The sequence below is a fragment of the Rhizorhabdus argentea genome, from assembly GCF_037861105.1.
Classification (GTDB): Bacteria; Pseudomonadota; Alphaproteobacteria; order Sphingomonadales; family Sphingomonadaceae; genus Rhizorhabdus; species Rhizorhabdus argentea.
Window position 1 is genome coordinate 295,410 of record NZ_JBANFK010000002.1, and the last position, 16,137, is coordinate 311,546.

Genomic DNA, 16,137 nt, shown 5'->3' on the forward strand with positions numbered 1-16,137 from the left:
CTGTACGGGCGGCGATCGACAACAAGGAGTTCGTTGTCATCGGAATGGGGCCCCTCCGCTGGAAGGCAGGCTCCCGGGCGTGCTTGCAATCGGAGACGTTTGCGCCGGATCAACCAGCGGGTTGGTGCTGCTCGTAGGCGAGGGCACTGCAGTCGTTTCCTAGGCCCATTTAACGATCGCCAACCCAGCGGCGGAGGAGAAGCATGACGGACTGTCCCCATAGCAGCGCCATCGGCGAGGTGATGCCGAGCGCACGCGGATGCGAGAAATGTCTCCGGATCGGGAGCCCGTGGCTTCACCTCCGGCTCTGCAGGGTCTGCGGTCATGTCGGATGCTGCGACCAATCACCCCACCGTCATGCGACAGCGCACTTCCACGAAACCGGGCACCCCGTGATCGAAGGCTATGATCCGCCGGAAGGCTGGGGATGGTGCTATCTTGACGAGATCGAAATCGACTTGCCGGATCAGACCCTACAAAGGGGTCCCATTCCGCGATACTATTGAGATCACGGACGACGGTGCGTGGCGGGGCGGAGGTCCGGGCGTCTATTCCGAAGCGGCTTTGATTCGCTTACCTCGGCGTCAATCAAGCAATGCTCCGGCGGACACGCCGAGCGGCTTCGCAAGCTTCTCGACCACCACGATCGTAGGATTCCTCGCCCCGCGCTCGATATCGCTGACATAGGTCCGGTGGATTCCAGCCTCATCGGCGTAAGCCTCCTGGCTCCAGCCTTTCTCCTCGCGAAGGCGGCGAACATTCTTCCCAAGGCGCGTGCGTATATCCACGCCGAGTTAAAGACACTCGTGTCGACGATCATTCTACAGACGATCAGTAACATTGGAGTTGACTGCGGCTCACTGTCGAGCACTGGTGATGTCACTCATAGGCGACGTGATCATGCGTCACCCCTGCGGGAGATTTCGGTGCTGAGGGAATGGCTGATTGGATATGGGGAAGGGCGGGGAGTCACCGCTCGCGGTCTTGTCGGGAGTAGCCCGAGTCTGGCGGAACGAGGGAGGAAATACTTAATCCTAGGCGCCTGTGCTGCCGCGCTGACAGGTTGTGGCACCGGCAAGATAGACGAGGCGGTGTTCAGAGGCGCGAAGGACTGTATCTTGCGTTGCCACAGCGTGGATGGTGAGACGGAGTATCTCGCGGGGCTCTATGCAAACGACCTGGACTTTAGAAAGCGAGTTGACGCTCTGGTCTCTCAGTTGCCCCCCGAATTCGCTCCATTGACCAAGCGCCTGAAGGACGACCCTCAGGTTCTCGACTTTTATGGGGCCCAGATATCGGCCCTGGCGAGGCAAGATGGTCATACCATCCAGATTTTTCGGGGTGCCGGTTACTCGACCGCGGTCTGGAAAGAGGGCGTCGAGAAACGCCGCTTTCCCAAAGCAAATCTTTGGCTCGCTTACGACCGAACAGCGCATGAAATGGGCGGAGTACTGATCTGGGGAGAGCGTGACGGAAATTATCAGTTCGTTGGTGACCGCGAGCCAGTCATCGCCGCGCTGGCATACATTGCTGCAGCGGAGGCCGAGGCGCAGCGCGTTATATCCACTCGCTCCGAAGAATCTTATGTTGATCCACAATTTCCGCTGCAACCCGGAGCGGTTGAACGTGCTCGGGCGCGCCTTGAATACCTCGAAAGCCGCTTTTTCAAAGGAAACATCACGGCGGCGGATTCGCCCTACGTTCGAGGGGTCGCGATGCGAAAGCCAAAGGCCCAATGGTGGGTCGCCAATAGTGAGTTCACCTCCTGTTATGTCAGCGGTGGTCCGGCGGAGAAGCTCGAAGAGTTTGTCGGCTTCACGGATCGTCCTGTGACCAAGGACTTCCGCGGTCCGGGCGGAGAGTTGGTCAAGGTCGAGGTGAGCATCGACCGCGGCGATGGCTACGACCGGGTCTGGACGTATTTCAGGTCCGAGCAGCAATGCCTGTCCGAGCAGGTCAACTACTCCCAGCAGCTCGCCGACAAATATCAATGACCACGATCGCTCACACCAGCCGAAGCCATCGCCGCTGCATCGCCGGGCCGCAATCCACGGTGCTGCTACCGATCTCCGTGGCGTCCAGCCCCGATAGCGGAATCAGAAGGGCGATGAGGATCCTTGCGATGGTGTACGAGCTCCATAAGGCCGGGTATCAGCGCCTCAGGATTTGTTCGGGGATGTCCTACGACAAGGCGCAGTGGCGATGCCTGTTGCTGCCAGCAGGTGACGTGTTGGCGGACGGCTGGACCCCGCTACGAGTGGAGCATGAAGCGCTCTATACCTCCAGTGACGGCAACCGCTTTTTCAACTGGGATGACGCCGCTGGGGACGGTGCGCGTGAGCTCGCGATGAAATTCATCAGTCGATTCGCCGAACTGGCTCGGGCTGCGGAGGGGCCTGACTGGCTATATGCGGGCTGGTTCTCAAACGTGCTGGGCGCCGCTGAAAATGGCGGACTGCCGATCTTCTACAACGGGCTGGAGGACGGACTGCCCGATTGCACTATCAATCCGCCGCCGCCGCCCGAGCAGCCGGCGATCGATCGGAGTTCGACAGGAGTCCCCATCATCCTGAACGACGATCTTCGGCATGAGGATCTCCCCGCCATCGACGCCGCGTATGAGGATCAGCTAAATTTCTGCGGTTCGTTCGATGGTTACACCTGTGCTGTCCGCATTGGCATGGATTTGCTCAAGGCTGCGGACGCCGCCGAGCGCAAAGGCCTGGGCAACTGCACCATGACCCAACTACGGCTGGTCGCTTTCGCGCGGCAGCGGCAGGAGAAGTGGCATGACTGGGCACCGGCGCCCGACTGGATTTTTCGATCCATATCGGACGTGATCGAAGAGGTCAGAAAGCGATTGCGCGCGTAGCCAGGGGGCGGGGCGGGTTTTGACACTTCGCCGATCGAGCCGGGTGAGCCCGGCCGGGCGGTACACGCGGCGCGGGAAATCATCCTGTCCACATCCAGGCGGGCCATCTTCGCTCTCGAGCATCGGCATGACGGCTTCGTCCGAGCAGGCGGTGCTGTGGGTGGCCAATCTGAGTGAGGATGCGGATACTATCGCCGCGATCACCGACCAGCTCGCCGGAGCGCTTCCTGGGTCGGACGGCATCTCGCGAAAGTAGAGGGAGAAGATCGCTCGCAGCCCGCGCACCCAGAAATTCGCCGGCGAGCAATTCGATGCCGGGGCTTTATCGCAGAGGGAGCGGTGAGTTAGTCGCTCGCGCGGATCTCGGACCTTGCGACACAGCCCAAAAAATCGTCGTCTTCGTGGACGGGGTTATCGCTATCCACCGACGGCGTATCCTGCTCAACGGAAGTACATGGGCGGCAGGTACCAACCCTAGAAATCGTCCTGTTCATCAGGCTTATTGCTATCCGCCAGCGGGGGCACCTCTTCAGGCGGCTCGGGCTCGACAACCGGCTTGTCGGGATCCCAGCTGTGGACCAGCCAGGAAGGCGCGACGTCGTGCTCGTGCACACCCGCATTATGGTCGCGCCACCGCGCCTTGAGCTGTTCAAGCTCCTCGCGGAAGTGCGCCTTTTCCTCCTCGAACCTCGCTTCACGGCAACGCTCGACACAGACCCAGATGTCGAACTCGGTAGCCCGGCGCTGATCATAGTGCATCTTTTCGAGGCGCTTCTTTTCCGCTTCATCGGGGTCCTCGACCGGCAGCGGGACGACGAACGCGCTCCGGTCCATTTTCCCGGAACGGAGGGCACGACGTGCCGGCACGGACCCGTCGCGGAGCGTGACATGATTGAGCTCGAAGGCGTCAAGGACGTAAAGCGGGCGACGGACGCGCCGGCCTACCCTCTCGTTACAGTAGATCCACCGGGCCCGGGCGTGCTCCAGCCCTTTACGATGAAACTGTCGCTCCTCTTCGGACGTCGCATCGCGGCAGGCGCGGAAGGCGGCTTCCAGCACCTTTTCGGCAGCATCGCGCTCCCGCAGGACGCCATATTCGGTAAGGTTCTGCTCGTTATTCAACGGGCCATCGATCCGGGGCTCGTCGAAGGGGTCGAGAACAATGTTGCGAGGATCCGGCCAGATGTCGATCGGCGTGCGGTTAGTTTTCGCACGGCGAAGATGCTCTTCCCCTTCGAGCTTGAGGTCTTTCAAGACGGCGACAAATTCCTGGTTGCGCTTGTCTTTATGGTCGAGCGCCTTGTCCATGCATTCGAAGAGCAGGCGAAGCTCAGCAGCACTCGTCTCCTGCGACAGCGCATTATTCAACCTTTTGCGCATCAGCGCTTGAATGCGCGGCGGCCCTTCCTTGGTCCCGCCATTCGGCTTTTTGATCCTCACGGGCTCGAGCAGTTCCTCAAGTAGCGCGCCATAGATCAGATCCTTGGGGGTCTTGGGAAGGGAGTCGGCCCCCACCTTGCCCTTCATCCCATTCTTGCCGCGGGGACCCCATGGATTACGAATCTCCCCGACCTTGATCTGTCCGCTCTTGGGAGGCATGCAGTAGCCCACCTTTTCCGGCTCCGCGTCGTCAGCCATTGTTCGCCTCCGCCGAGGTGGTGGCCGAGCGCTCCTCGGCGACGTCTTCGAAGGGCAGGCCGCTCGCGGCGAGAACCGCCTTCTTGCCCGTCAGCTTCTCCCAGCGGCGGACTATGGTGTCGCAGTAGAGCTCGTCGATTTCGATCAGCCGCGCGATGCGCCCGGTCTTGTGCGCCGCGATTGCCGTCACCCCCGCGCCGCCGAAGCAGTCAAGGATGGTCTCACCACGTTTCGAGCAGTCCTTCATCGCGTCGGCCACCATGACCACGGGCTTCGCCGTCGGGTGCGCGGCGAGCTGCTCGGCGCGATCAGCGGTCATCGACGAAATGCCCGGGTAGGTCCAGACGTTGGTCCTGTAGCGGCCCGTACCGCCAAGCCCGAAGTTGTTCGTGTGCTCCGCCGTTCCGTGCTTTGAGACGAAGATCAGCTCATGCTGGCTACGGTAGCAGCTGCCCAGGCCGGCGTTGGTCTTAGCCCAGACCACCAGGTTCTTCAGCTCGGTGAACGCCTTTTTGCATGCCTGGAGCATCTCTCCCATGTGGCCCCAGTCGATGCAGGAGAAGATGATGGCGCCGTCGCGCATCACCGCGGCCACGTTGCTGTGAGTGACGGTCAGGAACGCGGTGAACTCGGCCTCGCTCATCTCGCCGCTGGCGAAAGCGAACTCCCGGTGCTTGACCGACCCCTTCCCGCAGACATTGCGGTCGATCGGGACGTTATAGGGGGAATCGAGGAAAGCCATGTCCGCGCGCTCGTCACCCATGAGCGTCGCGAAATCTTGCGGCTTTTGGGCATCACCGCAAAGCACCTTGTGCCGACCCATCAGCCAGAGATCCCCGCGCCGCGTTACGGCGGTGCCGGTCGAGAGCGTCACCTTGTCCTCAGGGAGGTTGCTCCCGTTCGGATCCGCCTCCGCCGCGCCGTCGATAATGAAATCGACCTCGGCCAGCTCGAACCCGGTGAGGTTGAGGTCGTAATTAGCCTCAGCCAGGGATTCGAGCTCGATCGCCAGGAGCTCCTCGTCCCAGCCCGCATCGAGGGCCAGCCTGTTGTCGGCGATCACGAGTGCGCGAAGCTGATCCTGGGAGAGGGCAGGGAGCACGATCACCGGGACCTCCTCCAGTCCCGCCATCTTCGCCGCCTCAACCCGGCCGTGTCCACCGATGATGAAGCCATCCACCGACATGAGAATCGGGTTTACGAAGCCGAACTCCTGGATAGACTTCGCCAGCTTCCTGAGCTGCTTCTTCGAATGCGTGCGGGCGTTGTTCGGCCACGGCTTCAGGGCCGCGATGTTCATGTTGACCAGTTTAAGACCCATGAGAAATCCTTTCGGACCTCAACGAGTCGTGTCACGACCTTGCCATGGGAAGCCGGTCAAGCCTCCGGCGAGGCCAAAAAGCTGCCTTGTAGAAAAATAGATTGGTTGCGTTTCCATGGTCGTGACGCCGCCTCGAAGGCGAGTCGTGGGCTGGAGAGGAGCGGGCATCCGAGCCCATCTCAGTGCCCCCGATTTTCCTGTCCCGCCCCGCCAATTCCCATCCACCCGTTGCAGATTTCCCATCCGTCTGTCGGGCGAAATCCCATAAGGCGAGTTCGCTCCGAAGCCTCATGCGCGTGAAAACGCGTGTAATTTCGCGCGCGTGTGCCCCTGGCGGCGAGTTTTGCCGAGAGAATTTTCCCATCCTACAGCAATGGATGGGATTTTATGGGGGAGACCCGTTCGGAGGCGACTGGGTGGCGCACCACCCAGTCCCTTGTGAACTGGGTTTGAGAGACCCACCCGTAGCTCTCATAAAAAATCCCGCGCTTCCGGGGATTTTTTAGCCTCACCTGTGAGATATGTGACAGAGACCGCTCGACCACTGGTCATTTTTCCGAGTTTTTCGGCGCCGTCTCAGATGCCCGAAGACCCGTCCACAGATGGGAGGCGCCGAAAGAATAGGCGCGCCAGCGGCACGCTTGAACGCTTTGCGATGATGATGCTAGCAAGCTCGAAGACGCCGCGGGCGAAGCCGCTGAAAGGTCGGTGAGGAACGCGACCAGATCGGTCGCGCAGAGCGAATCGCGATATTCGCGAGATGTGATGTTTGATCCCGCACTGTGGTGGTGCGGCCCAGCGCGGGCCGCCCGCGCCGAAACCTTTCGTTCGCTCGGGCTCAGCTCCGGGATCTGATTTTCACTGGGTCGGCATTATGCCAATATATCGCTGAGGAGTCTCTCTCCCTCATTGTATGCTGCCACTGAACAAGGAGGAAACATCCATGCGACATGACGGTCCAGTATTCGGCCTAGGTACGGCAGCTACAAATTATACGATTGCACCCGCCGAACTCGGTTCATGGCTTGAGGCGAACGGATTCGAGTCGCTATGGTTTGGCGAACACTCCCACGTACCCACTGGCCAGAAATCTCTACGGCCCAATTATCGCGAGACGCCAGCCGCTTATCGGGAAATCTACGACCCGTTCGTTTCTCTGATGGGCGTCGCGGCGGCAACGACTACCCTCAAGCTTGGCACTTCCATTCTGATCTTGACCGAGCACCATCCCATCCGGTTGGCCAAGGCGGTGGCGACGCTCGACCGGATGTCTGGCGGCCGTGTGATCCTTGGCGTCGGCGCAGGCTGGAGCGCCGAGGAGATGGCGGACTATGGCATGGAGTTCTCGCAGCGCTGGAAGTGGGTGCGGGAATGTGTGTTGGCCATCCGCGAGATCTGGAACAACGACGTGTCAGAGTTCGAAGGCGAGATGGTCAAGTTCGAGCCGATGTGGTGTGGCCCTAAGCCTCTCCAGAAGAATGGACCCCCGATTCTAATGGGTGCGTGGAATCCGCATGCCGTTCCCCGCATAATCGAGTATTGTGATGGCTGGATTCCGGTTGATCAAGGAGAGGTCATGCAAAAGCTTATGGATGACCTTCGCGATGCCTGCACAGCGAGCGGAAAGTCTTTCGAAGAACTCGATCATACCGTTGTTATAGATCCTCTCGCGAACTATGTGACTGCTGATTCTGATTTAGAAAAACGTGTCGATCAGCTCTATGGCATGGGCTTCCGCAGATTCCTTTTTACATTTCTTCAAGACACCCGCGAGAACCAGTGGCGGGCACTGAACCGACTGGAACGCGTTGTACGTGCATTTAGTTGACCTTGCCCACAGCTAGGGAGCTTTCAGCTGGCTTCCGTGTGCGGCGTGACGGTTTGCCTATCCCGCGCACGCCGGTCGGCAGCAGCGGCTCGATCCGGTCCCATTGCGCATCAGAAAACCAAAGAAACCAGACATCTCACCGCCTCCCCGCAGAGGCAATGAATCACGATCCTTTCACTTTGCGAATTCCATTATCGGTCCGGACCCCAGCATCTGCCGGTGGATCTCGGGCAGAATCTCCGCCGCGGATCGAAGGGTTGAACCTGCTCGAGCAACGCCAACGACTCGGGGTCTACGAGCTGCCGCTACCGATGCGGGACGGTTCCTTCTGAAAATCCTTTGCTGCTGCCGCCAACGGCGGGGCTCGGAGTTCTCAACGCGTCGTCAGGTCACCGGCGGCTGCAAAACTAGGCGGCAGCAGGTCGAAGAGCGGACGCACTGGATTCGTGCCGTCCCATTCGGCCGCAGCGGCTTCCGCTTTCTTGAAGAAATCGCCGAACAGGCTCTCCACGATCAACTGCGACAAGATCGCATCGGGGCGATTTTTCGGTTCGAGGTAGATTTCCATCAGGCTGCCGTCAGCAGTGTAAAGTTCCATGACGATATCAAAATCCCCGCCGCATGACTTGGCCTGGGCGAGGACCTCATCGTAATCATCGCAGAAATAGGCGAGGTGATGCATGCCGCCTGCAGGATTTTCCACCAGGAAATCACTGTAGGGAGACGGCGTGTCGTCAAGGGGCTCGATATATTCGTACATCATCGAGCCCGAATAGGCGATCGCTATCGAAACCGAAACTTCGCGACGCTCACCGCGATAGCGCATGCGCAGGGTCAGATTTGGATCGACAAAGAAGGGACCGATGCCGACCTCAACGCAGCGATGGATCTGTTCGTCGATATTGCGAACAACGAAGGCAGTTTGCATTGCGGAGCCGAAAAATCTGCTCATGGCTTCTTCTCTCTCTTTACGATTCAGATCTTCTTTTTGCGGCGCAATTGGCGAGAGACTGCGCCCGATAGCATCTGGCAAAGCCCTTAGCTGCAACAGGTCTCGCGGGCCGTGAAGCCTTCTTCCGACAGGTAAGTTGCCGGATCAGGTCACGCTGGCCTGTCAGGTGCACAGGAAACCGCCATCGACCACCAGCATGGAGCCCGTATTATGGCCCGCGCCCCTGCCGGCGAAATAGAGCACCGCGCTGGCAACGTCGTCAGGGTCCGCGGGATGGCCCAGCGGCACCTTCTCCTTGACGTGCGCGGCATTTTTGGGATCGTCGTAGATCCATTCGGTGTTGGTGGTCCGCAGCGGACCTGGAAGCACCGCGTTGACAAGGATTTTGTGCGGAGCGAGCTCCACCGCAACGGAACGGGTGAATTGCACCAAGGCCGCCTTCGCTGAATTATAGACTGACATCAGATCGTCCGCGCGGAAGGCTGCGGTCGAGCCGATGACGACAACGCTGCCCGGCTTACCCGCTGCCACCAGCCGCTTCGCTACGGCCTGAGTCATGAAGTAGGTGCCTTTGACGTTGCGCTCCATCGCCGCCTGCCATGTCGCCTCGTCGAGCTCCAGGAACGGCGTGAAGGGGTGCATGCCGCCCGCCACGTTGGCCAGGATGTCCACTCCGCCGAACGCCTCGGTCGCCTTGTCGAGCGCCGGTTCGGTCTGCGAGAGGTTCGTTACGTCGTTGATGACCGAGATGGCCCTCCCACCGGCGGCGCGGATTTCTTCTGCCACCGCCTCGCCCGGCTCCGGCCGACGGGTCGAGACCACAATGTTCGCACCCGCATCCGCCAGGCGCAGGGCTACCGCGCGCCCCAGGCCCTGCCCGGCGGCGGTTACCATCGCGGTTTTTCCCGTAAGGTCAAGCATAGCGGACGTAGGACCATTAGGAAGCTGAAGCATAGTTTGGCCTTTCTGGTATTTTAGCGCCTTTGGAGTCATCTCGCTCCGTTTAGTCTCGGCATCGCAGCCTCTCACCCTGCTCCTGCGGCTTTTTACGATCGCGGCAGAGCTTCACGAGAGAGCATCATACGCTGTATAACGAGCGTTACAAGTGGGAAAAGCTGTGGCTGAACAGCGTGGTTCCATCAGCGGTTCAACCGAAACACCGAACCAGACGTGCGTGGGAAGCGCTACATCCCGGCAGCGCCGCTTCAGATAATCCCGCATCCTCCGATGAAGCTCGCTGGCGGGTCTTAAGGTTGGTCTCCGCCTTGCTCTATCCGAACTGAACTTTCGATGCCGGTTTTGGCTCTCGCGAATGTTCAAGGCGCTGCTCCCGCTATATGGCCTTCTTGGATGGCGAACTCGAGTGAGCGCGGCGTCTGCGCGTCGCCGATAATCTGCAGCTTCCGACCGCTCGAGACCAGTTCATCATAGATGTCGCGGTTGGAGCGATTGTTAGTAACCAGGACAACGGTATCAGCAGCAAGCCGCTCGATATCGATCTCGTCCGAAGTCAGGTGGGCGGGCCCCACCACGACGGCCTTTGCCTCAATCTCGATCGCGCGGGTGCGAACCAGCGATCGGAAGGGCTTGCCCGCCATTCTTTGCAGGAACGGTTCGTTCATCCCGGTCAGCTGAATCATGGCCGCCATCATGGGAAGGCGCGTCACATAGGTGACGGAGAGTCCCTTGGAGATCAGCTGTTCGCTCGCAGCCAAGCCTTCATAATGTCCGACATCATCAATGACGACAGCGGCGTCGCCCAGCTCTGCCGGTGGTGCGAGGAACAGGTCGGTTGACGAGAGGACATGCCGTTGGTCGACGCCCCTGATGGGTTGCCCGACATGGGATATCAGGACTCCGTCCATCCTGGGCCATGATCCCGTCGCAACGATGATCTCGTCTGCGGCGAACCCGTCAACTTCGCTGCTGTCAAGATAGGTGGACAGGCGTACATCCACCCCCAGTCGGTATATCTCCGCCTCCAGCCAGGTGACGATGTCGATGAGATTGTGCCGCGTAGGGGCCTTGGCAGCCGCGCGAACCGCCCCGCCGAGGTTTGCACTCGCCTCCACCAGCGTCACGGCATGCCCGCGCAGTGCCGCGACTCGAGCCGCTTCCATCCCCGCCGGGCCGCCTCCGACGACCAGGACCCGCTTGCGAACCGAGGCCGGGGTCAGCCGGTGGTCGCCCCGCTCTGCCTCATAACCCGCTCCTGCATTGACAGTGCATCCGATTCCCATGCCCATGGCTGCCCGCGCGACGCAGGCCTGGTTGCAACCGATGCAGGGCCGGACCTGCTCTGCCTTGCCCGCCAAGCTTTTTGTGACCAGATAAGGGTCTGCGATCATGGCGCGCACCATTCCCACCATGTCGGCGTCGCCGTCGCGGATGACTTGGTCGGCCTCTTCCAGTGTCCGATAGCGGCCAGTCACCAGCATCGGCAGCGTGATGGCGCTCCTGATCGGCGCGGTCATGGGCATCTGATAGCCGGTTGGCTCGTACATCCCGCCTATCATCTTGGCGGCGCTGTTGTAGCTGCCGGTCGACAGGTTGAGATAGTCGATCAGGCCCGCCTCCTCCAGCATTTGCGCTACCGTGAGATTATCTCTCACGCACGCGCCACCCACGACCAGATCGGGCGCCAGTCGCACGCCGACGACAAAGCCGCTGCCCACCGCCGCGCGCACGGCCGTCAGCACCTCCATGATGAAGCGCGCCCGATTTTCTAAAGTGCCACCATATTCGTCTTCGCGCCTATTCGTCGTCGGCGCAAGAAACTGTCCGGGAAGATAGCTATGTGCGCAGTGCACTTCCACGCCATCGAGTCCATATCGCTTCATCCGTACCGCGCAGTCCGCATAGGCTTCGATGATCGTGTCTATCATCATCTTGGTCATCGGCACTGGCATGAGCCCATTGACGATGCTGGGAACGTCCGATGCGGACCAGGGCGGCGTCCCATCGGCCGGCACGACATGATGGCCCGCATGCCACAACTGCTGAAAGAGCTTCATGCCATGGGGTTCGCACCTGGCGGTCAGGGTGCGCATGCCCTCTTCTATCGAAGGCTCGAAGATGTTGAGGGTGGCCGCCGTGGACGCGTGGACCGATCCGGCCTCCAGGATCGACAGCGCTGCGCCACCCTTCGCGCGCTCCTCGTGATAGGCGATCAGCGCTTCATTCATGTTCCCCCCGCCGACGCCTACGGCGTGCGCCGGACGGAATATCCGGTTCTTGAGATGAACATTTCCGATGCTGATCGGAGTGTCGACATGGGTGAATGCCATTGGGAAGCCTTTTGATTTCGTTCGCCTGTTCCCGCCTGCGCGGATTGAGGCGCCTAGAAGCGCTGAACCTTCGGGCCCCCGCACGCCTGCCCGTCGTTGAAAATTAGCGGGCGCCTACATTGTCCAGGCCGTTGACGAAGTCCCTTACGAAGGGCGCGCAGTCATCGCCGGCGTATGTGCAATAATAGCTTCCATGACCGTCCCGTTCGACGGCCTTGGCGTAGGGCAGCGCTTTTTTCGCCCGCTCATGCCAGAAGAAGACCAGATCGCGTCGGCCGACTATCAGCAGAATCGGGCAGGATGTTTTTCCCAGCACCTCTGGCATGTTGTGCTTGAAGACCGCTCGATAGCCCCAGTGCCAGTCAGTGCCTGCCCTCAGCGTGTCGATCAACTCGCGATGGTAAATCTCCGCGGGCACCGGGACGAACGGTTCGCCCGGCTCCACCGGAGGAGATGTGTCGCAGTCCTTCACGACGCGCGTCCAGGCCGTTATCGCCTGCGATCCGCGAATGTCCGGCGGATTGTCGTAGATAAAGGCACTGTTGCGCGCGCTTTCCTCCATGGTCGGGTAAGTGACGCCCGATAGCATGATGCTCGCGACCCGGTCGGGATGATCGGCCGCCAGCTGCGCCGACACATTCGTACCGCCATGATGGCCGAAACAGTGAAATCTGCCGATCCCCAGAGCGTCGATCGCCTCCATCAAAATTTGCGCAACATATTCATAGGACGGCTCGGCTGTCGGCGTGAAGCTCTGCCCATAGTGTGGAAGGTCGAAGGCGTACATCGGACAAAAGCCATCGAGATGCGCCATGAGACTTTCGAAACATGCCGACGAGCTGGCCGTCATGTGGAAAAAAAGGATCGGAATTCCCTCCCCACCCTCGCAATATCTATAATGTATCTGACCGTCGCTGGTATCGACGTAAGCCCTCTTTATCGGCATTCTCTCCTCCTATTCTCAACCTGCCGTGCCTGCTTGGGCCTCTGCCTATTATCCTGTTCTGGATCGCCAGATTGCCTGCCCCGGCACGCATATCAGCATGCGTGAACGGCGCAAAATCCGCGCGAAACTTCCTTCGTCCTAGCCCCCGCAAAATATCGCAAACGATGGTCAGGTAGCCGCATCCTACGGCGGAGCTACCTTGTCCCGGGAGCGCGTCATCTCTTGGGAGGACTCATCATCATAAGAGCTCGTTATCTGCTGGTCCGGCTATCGCTAGCATATGCAATTTTGCCGCGAAATATGCCGAATGGCACATGTGAACTCAGGTGAACTCCAGCGGCCACTGCTGCCAGCTTCGGCTGTGGTTGGGGCTATGGACATGAATGGCACGCGTTGGTTATATTATCCAAGTAGCTAGCTGCCAGACCACCATGGGCGGCTCATGAGGAACGGACCTCTGGATGGATGCGCACGGCGCAATTGTTGAGATCAATCGCGCCGCACGCGAGAAGACGACGGCCCAGTTTCGCGAGGCTGCGCTCAACATCCTCCAAGACAGGATTCGCTTCGACACCGCAAGCTGGTCGTCGATAGCCGCACCGGGTCATGTGCCGCAGGATATGCAGCTGTGGGGCCAGAACAGCAGCATGATTCACGCATATCTGAAAGTGCGATCGAGCGACATCGTCAGCGTACGCACGTGCAAGCACGCGGGGGAGCCGCAGCTGTTTAACTGGTCCAGCTCCGATGACCAACGGCAATTCGCGCCGAAATTCCTGACCTACTGCGAAGATAGCGGCTATTTGAACGTCCTGTCCGTCATGGTTAGGAGTTCGCCGTTCAGCTACACCAGTCTTTCTTTATCCAGGGAGGATATGAGGCGGCCGTTTGATGAGGATGAGCGCGCGATCATGAAATGGATCATTCCGCATCTGATGGATGCTTGGGTCGCCAATTACGCGTTAAATCCCGCCAAACGCATAAATGATCTTGAACCATGTGACGCAACGGCGATGCTATGCTCCAGTTCCGGAAAGTTTCTAGGCGATGGATCCAGCTTTAAGAAGATGCTTGGGGAAGAACTTCCGGGATGGGATCAGCAATATCTTCCGGTCGACATTCTCGAGGCCATCAAAAGACATACAGTATGGGAAAATGACTGTATCAAGATCTCTTCCAAACCCATTGCTGACGTAAATATTATCGGTATCGTACGTAAAAGCCCGACACCTCTTACTATCAGGGAACTGGAAATTTGTCGACGGGCAGCATCGGGGCTCACTTATAAGCAAATAGCATTCGAGCTACGGATTTCTCCCGGAACAGTGAAGAACCACTTATACCATTCCTATGCCAAGCTCGGCGTAAGCAACAAGGTGTCACTCGTAAGGGTGTTAGGCAGCACCCTGTCGGGCTGACCATCGAGTAGCCCGATTGGGTTGCCGCCATCTCAGCGGCGAGTTCGTACTTGCTGGCGGCCGCTTCCAGTTCTTCGAGCTGCAACTTAAGCAGGCACAGAATCCGCCGGCTCCGTTCGGAGTACGGCGTGAACCGCTCGCGCTGAAACTTCGCGATCTGTAGCTTCAGATGGGCAATCAGGGCTTGGTCATCCGAAGCCTTGGCCCTTGCGCTGGCCAGTTCCGCGGTGACTGCCGCAAATGGCGCGCCTGCTCCATCGTCTTCTGCATCTCGGGCATCCCGATGATCCCCCCGGCGGTCTCCTCGAGATCATATTGCACTCTGGTGGCCAGCGCCTGATCCGGGAGGAAAGCCACTTCTTCCACGGATGCGAGGCCAGCGTTTCCGTCCGCCGAAGAAACCATTTGAAGCGCGTGGCCACCGCCGCTCGCTATATTATCCGGCACCGTAGCATATCCTGTTTGTTGGCAGGGTAGGGCGCCGCTCCGACAGCTTGCCTTACATGTTCGGCTGATTTCCTCAGGTCATCTGTGGGAAGTAGCGGCGCTTATATTCCGCGAATGCTGCATCGACGGCAGCCGGTGTCAGGCCATATTGCTCCAAGCTATATTTGTAGCTGCCAAACGAGCCATGCGAGTCGTTTGCGTCCCATTCGCGCATCGCCTGTTCCCGCTGCGGCGTCAGGTCGCGGCCCATCAATTGGTATATGTCCGCCACCACGCCGAACGCATCTTTCCTGAAACGCTCATATTGCACGTCGAGGAGGTCGATGCTGGACCCAAGAGCGTCGAGTTGCTCCAGATGCCTTTTCATTTCGGCCGACCAGATCCGAAGCATATCTGAACCAAGAGCGTTCATATCCACCACGTCGGTCTGCATGCGGTACAGCATTTCCATGAGGCGGCACGTCGATGCCATCACTTCGTGAATATCGCGATGTAGAAAGACATATTTGGCGTTGGGAAAGAGATGCACCAGTGAATCCATATGTCCCAGGTGCGGTGGTGTTTTCAATATCCACGGCTTGGCGCCATTAGGGCCCTGGCGACCGCCTTTCTGCCATTGCAGATATTGCAGCATGCGCTTGTGATACAGGTAAGTACCATGCATCGACTGGGCCGATACCCAATCATAATAGTCAGGCGTGGGCAGGACAAAGCAGTGCCCTACCGTCCTGAAGGTGGGTAGCTGTAAATATATATCTTCTTCGGCAAATTCGAGCTGCATCAAATGGGACTGCATTAGGCCAACGCCATTTTCGGTCATGGCATTCAGAACCTGCCTGGCTATCCCGATGCGGGGGTCCTCTTCACCCTCCACCATGTTCGGCATACGCGACGGATTGAGGGTTTCCCAGAATTTGATACTCAATGTGTCCGAGTCAGCCGCTATCAGGCGTTGCATCTTCGTCGAGCCGACACGCGGCAGCCCCAGAATGATGAGCGGATCATCGACTTGCTCGTCCAGAATGTCCGGGTGCTTCTTCAGATCGTCGACAAAGCGCAGCCCGTTGACCAGCCAGCGATGGATATTGGCGGGCAGGCCGGTCCGCCCGGCCTCGTTCAGCACGACGTACTTGTCGACATCGGCAAGATAATGCGCGAGCCCTTCACGAGGATCGATATCGCCGAAATCGTTCAAACCTGCATCGGCGCAGGCTGCGGCGATCATCTTTTCCGCCGACAGGCCCGATGTAGTTGCGACTATGTCCATTGGTGGGTCCTCCTCTAATCCTAATAATTACGATCGCCGCAGCGCCTATCTTCGCGTGGTTTTCAGATTCGGACCCAGATTTGCGGCCGCTGCACCGATCGCTGTGCGTTCAACATGCGGTATATCCGCCATCAACGGCAAGCGCGGCGCCGTTGACGAAC

Annotated in this window: 15 protein-coding genes and 1 pseudogene; 6 read left to right on the forward strand and 10 right to left on the reverse strand. The window is 59.3% G+C overall.

All coding sequences use genetic code 11. The features are described 5' to 3' along the window. Positions 1 to 242: 242 nt before the first annotated feature. On the forward strand, positions 243 to 506 hold the full coding sequence (locus tag AAC645_RS02835) for a UBP-type zinc finger domain-containing protein (RefSeq protein ID WP_340313697.1): 264 nt from the start codon (positions 243 to 245) through the stop codon (positions 504 to 506). A 78-nt stretch (positions 507 to 584) separates the two neighbouring features. Here the strand turns inward: AAC645_RS02835 and AAC645_RS02840 are convergent, their stop codons facing one another. Beyond that, entirely contained in the window at positions 585 to 788 is a 204-nt protein-coding gene (locus AAC645_RS02840; protein WP_340313657.1) for a helix-turn-helix domain-containing protein, read from the reverse strand. Positions 789 to 1,238: 450 nt separating this feature from the next. Between AAC645_RS02840 and AAC645_RS02845 the strand changes: the two genes are divergently transcribed. The 3 genes from AAC645_RS02845 (at position 1,239) to AAC645_RS02855 (ending at position 3,128) form a co-directional block, all read left to right on the forward strand. Continuing rightward, positions 1,239 to 1,994 carry a hypothetical protein gene (locus tag AAC645_RS02845; RefSeq protein WP_340313658.1) on the forward strand — a complete coding sequence of 252 codons (756 nt, stop codon included), beginning with the start codon at positions 1,239 to 1,241 and terminating at the stop codon, positions 1,992 to 1,994. Positions 1,995 to 2,176: 182 nt separating this feature from the next. Then, complete coding sequence (locus tag AAC645_RS02850) at positions 2,177 to 2,872, forward strand: hypothetical protein (RefSeq protein ID WP_340313659.1); 696 nt, start codon at positions 2,177 to 2,179, stop codon at positions 2,870 to 2,872. 127 nt (positions 2,873 to 2,999) lie between these two features. Beyond that, complete coding sequence (locus tag AAC645_RS02855; protein ID WP_340313661.1) at positions 3,000 to 3,128, forward strand: ADP-ribosylglycohydrolase family protein; 129 nt, start codon at positions 3,000 to 3,002, stop codon at positions 3,126 to 3,128. Positions 3,129 to 3,346: 218 nt separating this feature from the next. Here the strand turns inward: AAC645_RS02855 and AAC645_RS02860 are convergent, their stop codons facing one another. Then, on the reverse strand, positions 3,347 to 4,510 hold the full coding sequence (locus AAC645_RS02860) for a hypothetical protein (protein ID WP_340313662.1): 1,164 nt from the start codon (positions 4,508 to 4,510) through the stop codon (positions 3,347 to 3,349). Beyond that, the gene (locus AAC645_RS02865) at positions 4,503 to 5,831 is read right to left on the reverse strand and encodes a site-specific DNA-methyltransferase (protein ID WP_340313663.1); all 1,329 of its coding nucleotides are present in this window, start codon (positions 5,829 to 5,831) and stop codon (positions 4,503 to 4,505) included. Before AAC645_RS02865 ends, AAC645_RS02860 begins: the two co-directional genes overlap by 8 nt. A 943-nt stretch (positions 5,832 to 6,774) precedes the next feature. Here AAC645_RS02865 and AAC645_RS02870 point away from each other — a divergent pair. Next, a complete protein-coding gene (locus AAC645_RS02870; RefSeq protein WP_340313665.1) occupies positions 6,775 to 7,659 on the forward strand; it encodes a TIGR03619 family F420-dependent LLM class oxidoreductase in 885 nt (294 codons plus the stop codon). Between the two features lie 373 nt (positions 7,660 to 8,032). Here AAC645_RS02870 and AAC645_RS02875 read toward each other — a convergent pair whose 3' ends face one another. The 4 genes from AAC645_RS02875 to AAC645_RS02890 form a co-directional block, all read right to left on the reverse strand. After that, positions 8,033 to 8,692: a VOC family protein gene (locus AAC645_RS02875; RefSeq protein ID WP_340313666.1), complete on the reverse strand. Its 660-nt coding sequence runs from the start codon at positions 8,690 to 8,692 to the stop codon at positions 8,033 to 8,035. A gap of 81 nt (positions 8,693 to 8,773) precedes the next feature. Further along, a complete protein-coding gene (locus AAC645_RS02880) occupies positions 8,774 to 9,604 on the reverse strand; it encodes an SDR family NAD(P)-dependent oxidoreductase (protein ID WP_340313668.1) in 831 nt (276 codons plus the stop codon). 323 nt (positions 9,605 to 9,927) lie between these two features. Next, complete coding sequence (locus tag AAC645_RS02885; protein ID WP_340313670.1) at positions 9,928 to 11,898, reverse strand: oxidoreductase; 1,971 nt, start codon at positions 11,896 to 11,898, stop codon at positions 9,928 to 9,930. Between the two features lie 103 nt (positions 11,899 to 12,001). After that, entirely contained in the window at positions 12,002 to 12,844 is an 843-nt protein-coding gene (locus AAC645_RS02890) for an alpha/beta fold hydrolase (RefSeq protein ID WP_340313672.1), read from the reverse strand. Between the two features lie 461 nt (positions 12,845 to 13,305). Here AAC645_RS02890 and AAC645_RS02895 point away from each other — a divergent pair, with 461 nt between their 5' ends. Then, entirely contained in the window at positions 13,306 to 14,262 is a 957-nt protein-coding gene (locus AAC645_RS02895) for a helix-turn-helix domain-containing protein (protein ID WP_340313673.1), read from the forward strand. Between the two features lie 49 nt (positions 14,263 to 14,311). On the opposite strand, the pseudogene AAC645_RS20380 reads toward AAC645_RS02895, so the two are convergent. The 3 genes and pseudogenes from AAC645_RS20380 to AAC645_RS02905 form a co-directional block, all read right to left on the reverse strand. Continuing rightward, positions 14,312 to 14,482, reverse strand: a pseudogene (locus tag AAC645_RS20380) (IS66 family transposase); the annotation flags it as partial. After that, complete coding sequence (locus tag AAC645_RS02900; protein ID WP_340313675.1) at positions 14,440 to 14,709, reverse strand: hypothetical protein; 270 nt, start codon at positions 14,707 to 14,709, stop codon at positions 14,440 to 14,442. The gene AAC645_RS02900 and the pseudogene AAC645_RS20380, both read right to left, overlap by 43 nt. Before the next feature lie 73 nt (positions 14,710 to 14,782). Beyond that, the gene (locus tag AAC645_RS02905) at positions 14,783 to 15,976 is read right to left on the reverse strand and encodes a sulfotransferase family protein (RefSeq protein ID WP_340313677.1); all 1,194 of its coding nucleotides are present in this window, start codon (positions 15,974 to 15,976) and stop codon (positions 14,783 to 14,785) included. Between the last annotated feature and the right edge of the window lie 161 nt (positions 15,977 to 16,137).

Coding starts and splice junctions, on each gene's coding strand:
- AAC645_RS02835 (WP_340313697.1), top strand. CDS start 243: ATGCCGAGCGCACGCGGATGCGAGAAATGTCTCCGGATCGGGAGCCCG.
- AAC645_RS02865 (WP_340313663.1), bottom strand. CDS start 5,831: ATGGGTCTTAAACTGGTCAACATGAACATCGCGGCCCTGAAGCCGTGG.
- AAC645_RS02855 (WP_340313661.1), top strand. CDS start 3,000: ATGACGGCTTCGTCCGAGCAGGCGGTGCTGTGGGTGGCCAATCTGAGT.
- AAC645_RS02860 (WP_340313662.1), bottom strand. CDS start 4,510: ATGGCTGACGACGCGGAGCCGGAAAAGGTGGGCTACTGCATGCCTCCC.
- AAC645_RS02870 (WP_340313665.1), top strand. CDS start 6,775: ATGCGACATGACGGTCCAGTATTCGGCCTAGGTACGGCAGCTACAAAT.
- AAC645_RS02885 (WP_340313670.1), bottom strand. CDS start 11,898: ATGGCATTCACCCATGTCGACACTCCGATCAGCATCGGAAATGTTCAT.
- AAC645_RS02850 (WP_340313659.1), top strand. CDS start 2,177: ATGTCCTACGACAAGGCGCAGTGGCGATGCCTGTTGCTGCCAGCAGGT.
- AAC645_RS02880 (WP_340313668.1), bottom strand. CDS start 9,604: ATGACTCCAAAGGCGCTAAAATACCAGAAAGGCCAAACTATGCTTCAG.
- AAC645_RS02890 (WP_340313672.1), bottom strand. CDS start 12,844: ATGCCGATAAAGAGGGCTTACGTCGATACCAGCGACGGTCAGATACAT.
- AAC645_RS02895 (WP_340313673.1), top strand. CDS start 13,306: ATGGATGCGCACGGCGCAATTGTTGAGATCAATCGCGCCGCACGCGAG.
- AAC645_RS02905 (WP_340313677.1), bottom strand. CDS start 15,976: ATGGACATAGTCGCAACTACATCGGGCCTGTCGGCGGAAAAGATGATC.